Annotated in this window: 16 protein-coding genes and 1 pseudogene; 12 read left to right on the top strand and 5 right to left on the bottom strand. The window is 62.1% G+C overall.

The window, feature by feature from the left end; genetic code table 11:
- Positions 1–68: 68 nt before the first annotated feature.
- The 3 genes and pseudogenes from LB566_RS05880 to LB566_RS05870 form a co-directional block, all read right to left on the bottom strand.
- Positions 69–324 (bottom strand): annotated as a pseudogene (locus LB566_RS05880) (hypothetical protein).
- Positions 321–521, bottom strand: a complete 201-nt coding sequence (locus LB566_RS05875; protein ID WP_224623709.1) for a hypothetical protein — start codon at positions 519–521, stop codon at positions 321–323. The pseudogene LB566_RS05880 and the gene LB566_RS05875 overlap by 4 nt, the downstream one beginning before the upstream one ends.
- A 274-nt stretch (positions 522–795) precedes the next feature.
- The gene (locus LB566_RS05870) at positions 796–1,008 is read right to left on the bottom strand and encodes a cold-shock protein (RefSeq protein ID WP_010910991.1); all 213 of its coding nucleotides are present in this window, start codon (positions 1,006–1,008) and stop codon (positions 796–798) included.
- 275 nt (positions 1,009–1,283) lie between these two features.
- Here LB566_RS05870 and LB566_RS05865 point away from each other — a divergent pair, with 275 nt between their 5' ends.
- A complete protein-coding gene (locus LB566_RS05865) occupies positions 1,284–1,613 on the top strand; it encodes a hypothetical protein (protein ID WP_224623708.1) in 330 nt (109 codons plus the stop codon).
- A gap of 28 nt (positions 1,614–1,641) precedes the next feature.
- Here LB566_RS05865 and LB566_RS05860 read toward each other — a convergent pair whose 3' ends face one another.
- On the bottom strand, positions 1,642–2,211 hold the full coding sequence (locus LB566_RS05860) for a methylated-DNA--[protein]-cysteine S-methyltransferase (protein WP_224623707.1): 570 nt from the start codon (positions 2,209–2,211) through the stop codon (positions 1,642–1,644).
- Between the two features lie 180 nt (positions 2,212–2,391).
- On the opposite strand from LB566_RS05860, the gene LB566_RS05855 reads away from it, so the two are divergent.
- The 11 genes from LB566_RS05855 (at position 2,392) to LB566_RS05805 (ending at position 10,820) form a co-directional block, all read left to right on the top strand.
- A complete protein-coding gene (locus tag LB566_RS05855) occupies positions 2,392–3,303 on the top strand; it encodes a lytic transglycosylase domain-containing protein (RefSeq protein WP_224623706.1) in 912 nt (303 codons plus the stop codon).
- Between the two features lie 5 nt (positions 3,304–3,308).
- Entirely contained in the window at positions 3,309–3,797 is a 489-nt protein-coding gene (locus tag LB566_RS05850) for a GNAT family N-acetyltransferase (RefSeq protein WP_224623705.1), read from the top strand.
- Between the two features lie 150 nt (positions 3,798–3,947).
- Entirely contained in the window at positions 3,948–5,216 is a 1,269-nt protein-coding gene (locus LB566_RS05845) for an ABC transporter substrate-binding protein (RefSeq protein ID WP_224623704.1), read from the top strand.
- 56 nt (positions 5,217–5,272) lie between these two features.
- Positions 5,273–6,229, top strand: coding sequence for a carbohydrate ABC transporter permease (locus LB566_RS05840; RefSeq protein ID WP_224623703.1), 957 nt, complete (start codon positions 5,273–5,275; stop codon positions 6,227–6,229).
- Between the two features lies 1 nt (position 6,230).
- On the top strand, positions 6,231–7,055 hold the full coding sequence (locus LB566_RS05835; RefSeq protein WP_224623702.1) for a carbohydrate ABC transporter permease: 825 nt from the start codon (positions 6,231–6,233) through the stop codon (positions 7,053–7,055).
- A gap of 92 nt (positions 7,056–7,147) precedes the next feature.
- Positions 7,148–7,891, top strand: coding sequence for a DUF899 family protein (locus tag LB566_RS05830; protein WP_224623701.1), 744 nt, complete (start codon positions 7,148–7,150; stop codon positions 7,889–7,891).
- Positions 7,892–7,969: 78 nt separating this feature from the next.
- Positions 7,970–8,521, top strand: a complete 552-nt coding sequence (locus tag LB566_RS05825) for a DUF4142 domain-containing protein (protein ID WP_224623700.1) — start codon at positions 7,970–7,972, stop codon at positions 8,519–8,521.
- A gap of 255 nt (positions 8,522–8,776) precedes the next feature.
- Positions 8,777–9,241, top strand: a complete 465-nt coding sequence (locus LB566_RS05820) for a cupin domain-containing protein (protein ID WP_224623699.1) — start codon at positions 8,777–8,779, stop codon at positions 9,239–9,241.
- A gap of 263 nt (positions 9,242–9,504) precedes the next feature.
- Entirely contained in the window at positions 9,505–9,894 is a 390-nt protein-coding gene (locus LB566_RS05815; protein ID WP_224623698.1) for a DUF6152 family protein, read from the top strand.
- Complete coding sequence (locus tag LB566_RS05810) at positions 9,895–10,362, top strand: DUF6644 family protein (protein WP_224623697.1); 468 nt, start codon at positions 9,895–9,897, stop codon at positions 10,360–10,362.
- 65 nt (positions 10,363–10,427) lie between these two features.
- Positions 10,428–10,820, top strand: a complete 393-nt coding sequence (locus tag LB566_RS05805) for a Rid family hydrolase (protein WP_224623696.1) — start codon at positions 10,428–10,430, stop codon at positions 10,818–10,820.
- Between the two features lie 231 nt (positions 10,821–11,051).
- On the opposite strand, the gene LB566_RS05800 is transcribed toward LB566_RS05805, so the two are convergent.
- Positions 11,052–12,527: a TIR domain-containing protein gene (locus tag LB566_RS05800; protein ID WP_224623695.1), complete on the bottom strand. Its 1,476-nt coding sequence runs from the start codon at positions 12,525–12,527 to the stop codon at positions 11,052–11,054.
- Between the last annotated feature and the right edge of the window lie 54 nt (positions 12,528–12,581).

Here is a 12,581-nt window from a genome sequence, read left to right as displayed (position 1 = left end):
TTTTGGGGGCGAGGCGCGCCAACAGGCGCGAGGCCCGGCCACCCATCGTCCAAGAAGCTGCGCGGGAGCTATTTCAACAAATGGTCGTAGTCGGCATGGGTGCCGATCCAGAACCAGATCACATCTTCATTGTTGCGTATGGCAACAGCCCGGTAGTTTTCATCGACTCGCGCCGACCAATACCGACCGACCTGCTTGAAATATAAGGAGGGATGAAAAGCATCGGAACGCAGTCTGACAAAACGCCTGTCCCGCCTTTGCTCTGATCGATGGTGGCAATTTTTCATAGGCCTCCCAGAATGATGGGGAGGCGACGTGGTTCACAGAGGCCGAGTCCGGCCGGCGCGATGGTCAGCCAATGCCTGTTCGGCAAGCTTGCCCAATCGGCCTGCCTTCGCGTCGGCCTCGATCTGCCGATCCCACATGTCCGCCTGGAGCGCCTTGAACCAAGCGGCAAACGCTTTCAGTTCCTCGGGGCTCAGTTCAGTGATGGATTTCTCGATTTGGTCAAGCTTGCTCATGGCCGAATAGTACCACTATTTGGCTCGATGGTACCATAGGTGGGACCATGGGCTCGGCTTTAGATGCCTTGAATCCAGGCAAATAAAAAGGCGGGACAGTGCCCGCCTTCCCATTTCGGTAGCCTGATCGGGAGCATCCGGTCCGGGCTGGCAGCTATCTGCTGTTCCAGCTTGTCGGGTCTTTCCGCTCCGGCGCGCTTCTCGCGCGACCGTCAGTACATCCGTGACTTGCCGCGCGCCCCGGACTGTCGCCCGGCGCGCGCCATTTTCAAAATCAGGCTGCCTTGCTCAGAGATCCAGCGGACGACTTGCCAGTGCGGCGGTCCTGCTCGATCTCGAAGTTGATCTTCTGGCCTTCGACCAGGGTCGACAGTCCAGCGCGCTCGACAGCGGAGATGTGGACGAAAACGTCCGCGCCGCCCGCGTCAGGCTGGATGAAGCCGAAGCCCTTGGTGGCGTTGAACCACTTGACCGTTCCAGTTGCCATTAAAATAGTCCTTCACATTTGCTTTGGTTTGACCGAACCGAGGTCCAGCCGGTGTGCATCGAGATTTTGGAGATAGACGTCAGCAAACGCGAAGATCGCGAGGCCCGGATCGATCGGCCGAAATATCAATGGGGCTGATATAGGCTGCTTTCGCACGAAATACAAGACTGCGTGAGAAAGCCGTGATCGGAGGATCGCCCAACGGCCGCCCCAATCTGCTGAAACCGTTGCGTCAGATGGCGCCGTTCGTGGGCCGCGCATCAGGGGAGAGGACCATGAAGACCATTCTACTGGCGGCATGCCTGACGCTGCTCGCCGCCGAGGCGCAGGCGATCTCGCGCTACGATCCGACGCGGATGGACTGTGGCCGCGTGCAGGCGACGATCGCGCGGCAGGGCGCCGTCATCCTGCGCTATCAGTCGAGGCGGGTGCCCGGGCTGCCGCTCTACGACCGCTACGTGCAGAGCCAGCAATTCTGCACCATGGGGGAGGTGAGGACACGCGCCTACGTGCCGAGCGCCGATACGAAATCCTGCCCCGTCTACAATTGCAAGCGGCCGGACAACGGCCGGCATTTCCGCCGGCGATTTTTTCATAACAACTAGCTAATCGCTCGGCGCGGCTGTTATCGCGTCAAAATCCGAACGAGACCTGCGCGGGCGGCTGCGGGCCGACGCGCACGCCTTCCATGGCCAGCATCTTTTCCTTGGTGGTCGAGCCGCCGGGCGCCGAGAAGCCGCCGATCTTGCCGCCGGCGGCGACGATGCGGTGGCACGGAATGACCAGAGGCACCGGATTGGCGCCAAGTGCGGCACCCGTTTCGCGCGGCAGGCCGGCATGGCCGGCGCTCTTGGCCAGTTCGCCATAGGTGGTGGTTTCGCCATAGGCGAGCTTTCGCGCAGCGTCATAGATGGCGAGGCGGAAATCGTCGATGCCGTCGAGATCGACCGGCACGGAGGAGAAATCGACGTCCTCGCCGGCCGCATAGGCCTTGATCGAGGCGATCAGCTCGACCACCCACGGCGGCTGCACGGTAGAGGCCGAAACGCCGGCATGGCGCATCAGCCGCCGCTCCACCGCCTCGCGGCTGCGTTCGGGCAAGCAGAGCCGGATCAGGCCCTTTTCGCTCCAGGCAATGCCCATGAAGCCGATCACTGTTTCTAACACTGCGTGGCCCGCTGTGATCTGCGATGGCGTTTGCATGCCGTACTCCTTTCGCAAAATGGCCAGAAACCGGCATTCGTGCCGGTACATATCAGGAACAATATGGCATTTCGGCCTGAGTCTCGCCACCCGAAAACCACCTGAGCGCCCCGATTGCTCGCCAGGAATCGCTGGTGTAAGGGATTTCTTAACATCCGACGAACCGGACCCGAACGCGGCTTGCCAGCAAAACAAACCCTTATCCTGCTCGGCGTGATCGCGGCCATGGCCGGCGTCAGCGGTTGCACGTCGACCTCGCAGATGAAATCCGCGTCTTCCCTCACCGAAACGGCGACCGTCGCCGGCACCGATGCCGGCTTCACCATACCGTTGCCGGAGACGGTTTCGGTGCTTCCGGAATCGTCGGGGATTGCGCCCGTTCAAACCGCTGAGTTGCCCGCCGGCCCGGCCACGCAGGCGGCCGCGGCAACCGCGGCCTTTGCCGGAGCGACCCCAACCGCGCCGGCCGTGCCGGCGGTGATGACCGCCAATGCCTGGCAGGCGCCGCCGCCGGCTGGCGCCGGCGCACCAATCAAGGCGGCGGCCGCCTACGCCACCGCCGGGCTCATCGTGCCGGCGATCGCCAGGAACGATCAGAAAGCCATGCCCGGCGTGCAGCAGGCCGCCTACGTTGTGCCGCAAAATCCGGCTGCCCTCGTCCAGTTCCCTGCCGCTCCGGTGCAGGAAGAGCATGCGACCGGCGTGCGCGGCGATATCGACCGGCTGATCGTAAAATACGCCGCGCTTTATCAGGTGCCGGTCGACCTTGTGCGCCACGTCGTCAACCGCGAAAGTACCTTCAATCCCAAGGCCTACAACAACGGCCATTGGGGGCTGATGCAGATCAAGCACGCGACGGCGCGCGGCATGGGCTATGACGGACCGGCCAGGGGCCTGTTCGATGCCGAAACCAACCTGAAATACGCCGTCAAATACCTGCGTGGCGCCTGGCTGGTGTCGGACGGTAACGCCAAGCGCGCCGACTGGCTCTACCAGACCGGCTACTATTTCGACGCCAAGCGCAAAGGCCTGCTCGAGGCGACCGGCCTTGGCGTCGACCGCAAGCGGCGGCGCCTGCTGCCCGACGCCTGAGCGAAATGCCCGAACCGCGCCCGCCGGCTCCCAACGACATCCGGCTGCGCAAGATCCTCGACGAGACGCTGGTCGCGCCGCATTGGCCCGAAGGCTTCGTCATGCGCAGCCTCGGGCACGGCGACGCGCCGGCCTTGCATGCGCTTTTGACCGAAGTGTTCGACGACGGCGCCGACGGCCCGTTCGACGAATGGTGGTCGCGCGTCTCAGGCGACCCCGAATTCGACCCGGCGCTCTGTTTCCTCGTCATCGACGCCAAAGGCCTGCTGGCGGCGGCGGCGCTGTGCTGGACGAGCGCCTTCGTTAGGGATCTCGCCGTGCATCCGCAGGCGCGGGGCAGGGGCATCGGCGAGGCGCTGATGTGGCACGCCTTCGCCGTCTTTCGCGAACGCGGCGCCCCCCATATCGACCTCAAAACCAACACGGTGAAAAATGCCGCCGCAGTCCGGCTCTATCAACGGCTTGGGATGAGCCCTGTCGCCTGGGAAGGCTGAGGCCGCCGCGGCCTTGTCCACCGCCGCTCGCCGGCATGGTTCGGGAACCCAGAGCGCCGCTCCGCATTCAATGAGTGGTGGAGGGGTCCGACCAGCTTCCGGCGCTTGGAAGGCTTGCGTCGCGGTTCCAAAAGGAGACCCTCCGCCGCCATGAGGCTCTTTCACGCATTTGCCGCGGTGGCCGCTGTCGCGATGATTGCGGCCGCCCCTGCGCGGGCCGTCGAGCTGTCGATCGTGTCGGGCGACACAGGCATCGGCATCAAGGTGCTGCGTGAAATCCTCGACCGCTATGAGAAGGACAGCGGCAACAAGGTCAGCATCGTCGTCATGCCTGCATCCGGGACCGACCAGTTCGGCCAGTACCGGCTGTGGCTTGCCGCCGGCAACAGCGATATCGATGTCTACCAGACCGATGTGATCTGGGCGCCGCAGCTCGCCAGCCAGCTCGTCGACCTGACCGCGGCGACCAAGGATGTCGTCGGCGCCCATTTCCCCTCGATCATCCAGTCGCAGACCGTCAACGGGAGGCTGGTGGCGCTGCCGATCTTCACCGATGCGCCGGCGCTCTACTACCGCAAGGACCTGCTCGACAAATACGGTGCCAAGGTGCCTGCCAACTGGAAGGAGCTGACCGACACCGCCAGGCTGGTCATGGACAAGGAGCGGGCGGCCGGCAACAAGGACATCTGGGGCTTCGTCTTCCAGGGCAATGCCTATGAGGGGCTGACCTGCGACGCGCTCGAATGGGTAATGTCGAACGGCGGCGGCCAGATCATCGAGCCGGACGGAACCATCTCCATCAACAACCCAAAAGCGGCGGCGGCGCTCGACATGGCCAAAGGCTGGGTCGGGACCATCGCGCCGCCCGGCGTGCTGGCCTATCAGGAAGAAGAATCGCGCGGCGTGTGGCAGACCGGCAATGCGGTCTTCATGCGCAACTGGCCCTATGCCTATGCACTCGGCAATTCCGAAGGCTCGCCGATCAAGGGCAAATTCGACGTCGCGCCGCTGCCGGCCGGCACCGGCGAAGGCGCGCGGCCGGCGGCAGTGCTGGGTGGCTGGAATCTTGCCGTGTCCAAATATTCCAGGCACCCGGACGCGGCGATCGGGCTCGTCAAATTCATCGCCTCGCCCGCGATGCAGAAATACCGCGCGCTGAGGAACTCCAGCCTGCCGACCATCCAGGCGCTCTATGACGATGCCGACATCGCAAGGCAACAGCCGATCGTCCCGCGCTGGAAGCAGATTTTCCTCAATGCGGTGCCGCGTCCCTCGGCCGCAGCCAAGATCAAGTACAACGAGGCGTCGAGCCAGTTCTGGAACGCCGTCCACAAGACGCTGTCGGGCGATGGCGCCGCCGGCGACAATCTGGCCGACCTCGAAGCCATGCTGACCAGGCTGAAAGGTCGTGGCTGGTGACGCCACAACGCGCCTCCATATCCCGCCCGGCCGGAGGGATGACAGAAACGGAGCCGATGCCTGAAACAGCCGCGACCCGCCGCCCGCGCTCGCGGCTGATGCGCCAGCGCGTGCGCTCGGCCTGGCTGTTCCTGGCACCGATGCTCCTGGTGCTCGCCTCCGCCGCCGGCTGGCCGCTCGCCCGCACCATCTATTTCAGCTTCACCGACGCTTCGCTGGCCGACCTCGACGCCCGCCAATGGGCAGGCTTCGCCAATTACTTCTCGGTGCTGCATATGCCGAGCGGCCGAGTGCTCTATGACGGCGTGCTGGCCGACCCGGTCTGGTGGAGCGCCGTCTGGAACACGGTGCGTTTCGCGGTGATTTCGGTGACCTGCGAGACGATCCTCGGCATGATCGTCGCGCTGGTGCTCAATGCCGAATTTCCGGGCCGCGGCATCGTCAGGGCGGCGATCCTCATCCCCTGGGCGATCCCGACCATCGTCTCGGCCAAGATGTGGCAGTGGATGCTCAACGACCAGTTCGGTATCATCAATGTGGTTCTGCTCAATCTCGGCCTGATCGACAGCAAAATCGCCTGGACGGCCAACGCCGACACGGCGATGGCGGCCGTGCTGGTCGTCGACATCTGGAAGACGACGCCGTTCATGGCGCTGCTCATCCTCGCCGCGCTGCAGATGCTGCCGCGCGAGATCATCGAGGTCGCCAAGCTCGATGGCGCCAATCCGTGGCAGATCTTCTGGCGGGTGACCTTGCCGCTGATCCGCCCGGCGGTGATGGTGGCGGTGATCTTCCGCGCGCTCGATGCGCTGCGCATCTTCGACCTCATCTATGTGCTGACGCCCAACAATGTGCACACCAAGTCGATGTCGGTGTTCGCGCGCGAGAACCTGTTCGAGTTCGACAAGTTCGCCTACGGCTCGGCCGCTTCGACGCTGCTGTTCCTCATTCTTTCCCTTCTCACCATGGCCTATATCCGGATCGGCCGGGTCAGCCTGGACGGAGGACGCTGACATGGGGATCCTGAAGCGGACGGCTTTCTACCTGCTGGTCGCGGTCATCGTGCTGGTCGCGGTATTCCCGTTCTACTACGCCATCGTCACCAGCCTGAAATCGGGCACCGAGCTCTTCCAGGCGGACCTCTGGCCGCGGACGTTCAGCCTCGGCAACTACCGCAACGTGCTCACCGAAGGCGCCTTCGCGCGCAACCTCATGAACTCACTGGTGGTTTCGGGCGCGGTTGTCGCGCTCTCGCTGTTCCTTGGCGTCACCGCGGCCTATGCGCTGGCGCGCGTGCGCTTTCGCGGCCGCTCGGCGCTGCTCTTCGCCATCCTGTCGGTGTCGATGTTCCCGCAGGTGGCGGTGCTGGCCGGGCTGTTCGAGCTGGTGCGGATGTTCGGCCTCTACAATTCGCTTTTCGCGCTGATCTTCTCCTATATGATCTTCACCTTGCCGTTCACCGTCTGGGTGCTGACCGCCTTCGTGCGCGACCTGCCGGTCGAGGTCGAGGAGGCGGCGATCCTCGACGGCGCGACGCCGTGGATCATCGTCACGCGCATCTTCCTGCCGCTGATGTGGCCGGCGCTAGCGACCACCGGGCTGCTCGCCTTCATCGGCGCGTGGAACGAGTTCCTGTTTGCCCTGACCTTCACCTCCAACAACGCGCAGCGGACCGTGCCGGTGGCGATCGCGCTGCTGTCGGGCAATTCGCAGTTCGAGATCCCGTGGGGCAACATCATGGCCGCGTCGGTGATCGTCACCGTGCCGCTGGTGGTGCTGGTGCTGATCTTCCAGCGCAAGATCGTCTCGGGCCTGACCGCCGGCGGCGTGAAAGGGTGAAGGGAAATTGTCGGAATCGGCCTGAGCGGCCCGTCCTTAGGTCGTAGAGCAACCGCGCCGGGACGCCGGCGCTGTGACCCAAGGAGCCGATCATGATCACCTTTCCCAACGAATCCGCCAGATATCGCGCCGCCCGCGAAAAACTGCTGCAGAAGGAAATCGAGCTGCGCCGCGCCATGGAAGCGGTTGCCGTCGCGCGCCGCGCGCTGCCGCCGGGCGGGCTGGTGCCACAGGATTACGTGTTCGACGGGCTCGATGCCGAGGATAGGCCGGCTGAGATAGAGCTGTCGCAGCTGTTCGCGCCCGGCAAGGACACGCTGATCCTCTACCAGATGATGTTTCCGCGCCATCCGCAGGAGACGCGCGACGTGGCAATGACGGGCGGCACGGCGAAGCTGGCGCGGCAGGACCAGCCATGCCCTTCCTGCACGGCGCTGCTCGACCAGTTCGACGGCGCGGTCGGTCATCTCGAAGCCGCCGGCTTCAACTTCGCCGTGGTGGCGAAAACCGCGCTCGAAAACCTGCTCACGCTCGGCCGCGACCGTGGCTGGAAGAACATGCGGCTGGTGTCGTCGGCCTCCAACAGCTTCAAGCGCGACTACAATGCGGAGGCGGTCGACGGCGCGCAGATCCCGCTGCTGTCGGTGTTCCACCGCGATGCTGACGGCATCCGCCACTTCTGGTCGTCCGAGCTGGACTTCGCCGCGCCCGAACCCGGCCAGGACCCACGCGCCATCGGCACCTGCGAGATCCTCTGGAATCTGATGGATTTCACGCCGGAAGGCCGGCCGAACTGGGACGAGCAGCTGCAATATGGCGAGGCGTGCTGCCATTGAAGGCAGGGCGCCCGGCGCAACTTCCGCTCCTCTGCGGCGTTGGAATCCCGAGGGATCCATTCCGACCGGAGATTGCAGATGAAAACGCTTCTGACCATGACCGCCGCGGCCTTGCTCGCCGGCGCGCCCGCAGCACTTGCCCAATCCACCGCCCAAACGACCCCGTTGGCCGCCGACAGCAAGGTCGACACGCAGACCTTCATCAAAACGGTGCCCGGCGCCAACGAGTTCGAAATCCAGTCGAGCAAGCTCGCCGAGCAGAAATCGGCATCGGCCGACGTTAAAGCCTTCGCCAAACAGATGATCACCGACCACACCAAGGCCGGCGAGGACTTCAAGGCGGCACTCGCCCAAGGCCAGACCACCGCCTCGACCAAGCCGGCCGGCCCGGCGCTGCAGCCGAAAGAACAGGGCCAGCTCGACGAACTCAAGGCCGCCAGCGGCAAGGACTTCGACACCAAATACATCATGATGCAGGTCGACGCGCACAAACAGGCGGTGGCGCTGTTCAGCACCTATGCCAAATCGGGCGATGATCCGGCGATGAAGGAATTCGCCAAGAAGACGCTGCCGGTGCTGAAGATGCACGAAAAGCACGTGAAGGAACTGGGGGCGGCGCATCAGGGGTGAGGGGCAGGAGCTGAACGGCTGACGATAATGCTCTACGGCGCCCCCCTCTGTCCTGCCGGACATCTCCCCACAGGTGGGGAGATTGACTGTACTTTCGGCCTTCGCCAATCTCCAACGTGGCAAGAAGAGAGCCGGCGCCGAAGCCGCCAATCTCCCCCCAAGTGGGGGAGATGTCCGGCAGGACAGAGGGGGGCGCCGTAGAGCGCGACGCTCTGCGAATTTAGACTGCGGTCATCCATCCGAGAGAAGGGTCCCATGCCCAGAATAGACATATCAGCCCTGCCCATCCGCAAGGGCTCGGGCTACCCCGCGCCCTTCGACGCCCCTTGTGCGAACCGCACGCGCCGCCGCCTTGGCGATGCTGGCGGCCTCACAGATTTCGGCGTCAACCTGATGACATTGCCATCCGGCGGCTGGTCGAGCCAGCGGCACTGGCACAGCCACGAGGACGAGTTCGTCTATGTGCTGGAAGGCGAGTTGGCGTTGGTGGAGGATGGCGGCGAGACGCTGCTCAGGGCAGGCGACTGCGCGACCTTCGCCAAGAGCAGCGGCAACGGCCACCATCTCATCAACCGGTCATCCACGACAGCGCTCTACCTCGAGGTCGGCTCGCGCAACCCGGACGATGTCATCACCTGCTCCGACGTCGACATGATGAGCCCCAGCGCCGACGGGCGTTTTCTGCACAAGGACGGCACGCCCTACCCAGGGCAGGGGTGAAGCGCTTGGTCAGGCGACGACCCGGCGATGAAGGAATTCGCCAGGAAGACGCTGCCGACGCTGACGATGCGCGAAAAGCACTTGAAGGAACGGGGGGCCGCGCATCAGCGGTGAGGGCGGTCAGACAGGCGCGAACGGCTTAACATCGCGCTCTACGGCGCTACCGATGTCGACGGAACGCCCTATCGAGGCCCGATGTGATTTGACGTTGCCGCGCCGTGTCCTACTCTCGATGCCTGCTGGATGAACCGAGGAGACGAGCGATGCGGTCACCTTTCAACCAGACCTGGCGTGTACCGCTGACAGCGGCGGTAATCCTTGCCGCCGGCACCGCGGCCTATGCCCATCACGGCTGGTCGTGGACGCAGGACGGGTTCTTCGAACTCAAGGGCAAGATCACGGCCATCTACATCGGCAATCCGCACGCCACGCTCGATGTCGACGCGCAGGGCGAGGCGTGGCGGGTCGAGATGGCGCCGCCGTCACGCACGATCGCCGCCGGCTTCACCGAGGAGGTCGCCAAGGTCGGCGACGAGGTGACCGCGATCGGCAACCGCTCGCGCGACGAGACCGAACGGCGCATGAAGGCGGTCCGTATCATCGTCGGCGGCAAGACGTATGATGTCTATCCCGACCGCGTGCCGCCGGCATAGATGGCCGAGTTCCTCGCCGGCATCGAGCAGCTCGCCCTGGTGCGGGGGCTGAAGGCCTCCTTCGTCGCTTACCCCATCGTCAATGCGCTGCACATCATGTCGATCGGTGTGCTGCTGACCAGCCTCATGCTCATGGACCTCAGGATCATCGGCGCCTTCCGCACGCTGCCTTACGCCGCATTCGTCGCCCTGCTGCGCCGCACCGCGTTGGGCGGGTTCGCCGGCGCCTTGGTCACCGGCTCGCTGCTCTTTTCGGTCAGGGCCAGCACCTATGCGGCGATGCCGATTTTCCTCGCCAAGATGGCCCTCATCCTTCTCGCCGGCATCAACTTCATCGCCTTCATGCGCTTTCGCCGTGCAACAGGCGGCGATGAGCCGGCCGGCGGGATCGCCACCATCCTGGCCGTGCTCTCGATGCTCCTGTGGATTTCCGTGCTTTTCGCCGGACGGTTCATCGGCTTTCTCTGACCAAACCAGCGCTAGCCTTCCCAGACCAGGCGGTTAAGCTCCCTGCAACCAAAGGGAGCACCACCATGAAAAAGGAAGTCATCGAAGTGCCGGTCATGTCGGACAAGGTGCGGGCGCTCGGCCTGCCTTGCTCGACAGCGGTGAAGGCCAACGGCTTCGTGTTCATCTCGGCGACGCCGCCGGTGGACATGGTGACCGGCGAGATGGTGCGCGGCGACATCGAAACGCAGACGGAAGCGTCGCTGAAGGCGCTGAAACATTGCCTGGAAGCGGCCGGCAGCTCGCTGGACAACGTGGTGATGGTGCGCATCTACGCCGTCAATTCGGGATTCTACAGCGCAATCAATAGGGTTTATGCGAGGTACTTCAGCGTGAACCCGCCGGCGCGGAGCTTTGTGCCGGTGGCGTCGTGGCCGATGGAATTCGATATTGAGATTGAGTGCGTGGCGGTGGGGTGAGGGCCTTCGCTGGCGCAAAATCCTGGCCAATTGGCAATTGGCGCGCACCGGTGCGGCGACTACCTCTTCCCCGCGCGTTATCGAAAGCCGTTTGCCAAGGCTAAGTGTCGGAAATTGCAGGAGAAAGGATCATTCAGGTTGCGATAGGTTGAATGTTGGCCCGTAAGCGCGCTTTGCAGTTTGCACAAGAGCGCTGTATGCGTGCTTTGTCGGTCGTGTTTTTTCTAAAAACTATTCCGTCAATTTGTCGACCAGTTTCATTGTAATCTGCTCATCAGCAACTGACCGCCAATTTTCATCTGTCGGATCGAATTTAAATTTGAAGCCGATGATATCGGAGGGAATGCCCACAAATTTGGTGTCGTCCAAATAGATCGGAATAATGCTACCATCGGCAACGCGGGGCGCAAAATGCTCCCGTTCGAATGTTGGCCAAATTTTTTCTAAGTGGTGCACATCCAAAAGACATACAACAAAACGGCTTTTTTCTGCGAAAATATCTCGAAAAACCTTAGTCCAAGCCTTTCCCAGAAAATTTGCTTCAAACATCTCGTCATAAAAGACAGGAACGTCGAGGTCCTCCAATTGAGTGGCGATGTGATTTGCCAACTCTCGATTTTCACCTGCGAAGGAGAGGGCGATCTCGTAGTCGAAATTCTCAGCTACGATCCGAAATCCGCAGTCTTTACGAAGTTGATCCCAATCCAGATGCTGGATAAAATAGAAGAGAGCGGGGTCATCGATAGAGAAGCTTTTCGTCTCTTTGTTGTAATAAAAACTGCGTGCAACGAGAGGTTTGCTTTCAATTAAGGTTGGGAGCCTGTGCTCCTTAATATTGTTAATACTCCCTCTTACCTCTGGCTCCGAGTTTGCTAGTTCGTTTAGATCGACGTTAGAGCTTCCATTCTGGCCTATGGCGCGTAAGAGTTTGTAGTATGGCTGATTGCTTGGTCTGAAGCGGCGTCCTCTGCAGAACTCTTTTACGGCAGGATAGTGTGCCGACTGTAGCTGCTCTACAACCTCCTTGCGAACCTTATCTATCTCAAATTCTATTGATTTCTTTTCTTTTATTGTCTCCAGAACGCCCGCAGAGAGGCAGATGGACTGGCAAAGTTGTTGTGTTAGCCAATAGTCACCGCGTGTCTCTCTAAAAATCACATCAAGCTGGGGTATCTCGACGTTTAGTTTAGAAGCCCCTGTTCTAATAAGCTGCGTAATTTCTGGTTCTCCGCCCGGCTGGATCCGGTGGATGCCCATGCGCTTCGCAATGTCAGGCACCAATTGTATCAAGGCTGAGCCGATTTGATTGATGCCGACTATGATGAGTTTCGTTGCCTTGAACGGATCAGAGCTTTCGGCCGAGAGCTTTGCAAGATCTGCCAACGACGTTTGCAGGCCGGCCGAGAGCCGATGAAAGTCATCAATGACAAAGCGGCCGGCCGGCCGTTCTCGAGCAATAGCTTCTATCCGCGATACGTCGACGGCTTCACGAGCGGTAAGATATTCCGTCGCAGCTCTGTCCCCCAGATCAACCAGAATTTGTCTAATGCAAGTTGTCTTGCCCGTCCCGGACTGACCTTCGAGGATCACAGGCTTGCCGGCGCTCCGTACGTCGACAAAAATTCGGTTGTAGTTTGGGGGTCGAACGAAGGTGAACGCTGGCACGCCCTCGGTAACGAATACCTCCTCGACCAGCAGCGAAATCATGTTCGTCCCCTCCCTGACAATGAAACAGCCATCACAACATAAAGAATATTGTCA

The organism is Mesorhizobium sp. CA13, assembly GCF_020165235.1.
Lineage (GTDB): Bacteria > Pseudomonadota > Alphaproteobacteria > Rhizobiales > Rhizobiaceae > Mesorhizobium.
Note: the sequence above shows the minus strand (reverse complement) of the source record. Positions and strands in the feature narration are given on the sequence as shown.

Coding starts and splice junctions, on each gene's coding strand:
- LB566_RS05875 (WP_224623709.1), bottom strand. CDS start 521: ATGAGCAAGCTTGACCAAATCGAGAAATCCATCACTGAACTGAGCCCC.
- LB566_RS05805 (WP_224623696.1), top strand. CDS start 10,428: ATGAAAAAGGAAGTCATCGAAGTGCCGGTCATGTCGGACAAGGTGCGG.
- LB566_RS05825 (WP_224623700.1), top strand. CDS start 7,970: ATGAAAACGCTTCTGACCATGACCGCCGCGGCCTTGCTCGCCGGCGCG.
- LB566_RS05820 (WP_224623699.1), top strand. CDS start 8,777: ATGCCCAGAATAGACATATCAGCCCTGCCCATCCGCAAGGGCTCGGGC.
- LB566_RS05850 (WP_224623705.1), top strand. CDS start 3,309: ATGCCCGAACCGCGCCCGCCGGCTCCCAACGACATCCGGCTGCGCAAG.
- LB566_RS05815 (WP_224623698.1), top strand. CDS start 9,505: ATGCGGTCACCTTTCAACCAGACCTGGCGTGTACCGCTGACAGCGGCG.
- LB566_RS05835 (WP_224623702.1), top strand. CDS start 6,231: ATGGGGATCCTGAAGCGGACGGCTTTCTACCTGCTGGTCGCGGTCATC.
- LB566_RS05870 (WP_010910991.1), bottom strand. CDS start 1,008: ATGGCAACTGGAACGGTCAAGTGGTTCAACGCCACCAAGGGCTTCGGC.
- LB566_RS05845 (WP_224623704.1), top strand. CDS start 3,948: ATGAGGCTCTTTCACGCATTTGCCGCGGTGGCCGCTGTCGCGATGATT.
- LB566_RS05830 (WP_224623701.1), top strand. CDS start 7,148: ATGATCACCTTTCCCAACGAATCCGCCAGATATCGCGCCGCCCGCGAA.
- LB566_RS05865 (WP_224623708.1), top strand. CDS start 1,284: ATGAAGACCATTCTACTGGCGGCATGCCTGACGCTGCTCGCCGCCGAG.
- LB566_RS05860 (WP_224623707.1), bottom strand. CDS start 2,211: ATGCAAACGCCATCGCAGATCACAGCGGGCCACGCAGTGTTAGAAACA.
- LB566_RS05800 (WP_224623695.1), bottom strand. CDS start 12,527: ATGATTTCGCTGCTGGTCGAGGAGGTATTCGTTACCGAGGGCGTGCCA.
- LB566_RS05840 (WP_224623703.1), top strand. CDS start 5,273: ATGCCTGAAACAGCCGCGACCCGCCGCCCGCGCTCGCGGCTGATGCGC.
- LB566_RS05810 (WP_224623697.1), top strand. CDS start 9,895: ATGGCCGAGTTCCTCGCCGGCATCGAGCAGCTCGCCCTGGTGCGGGGG.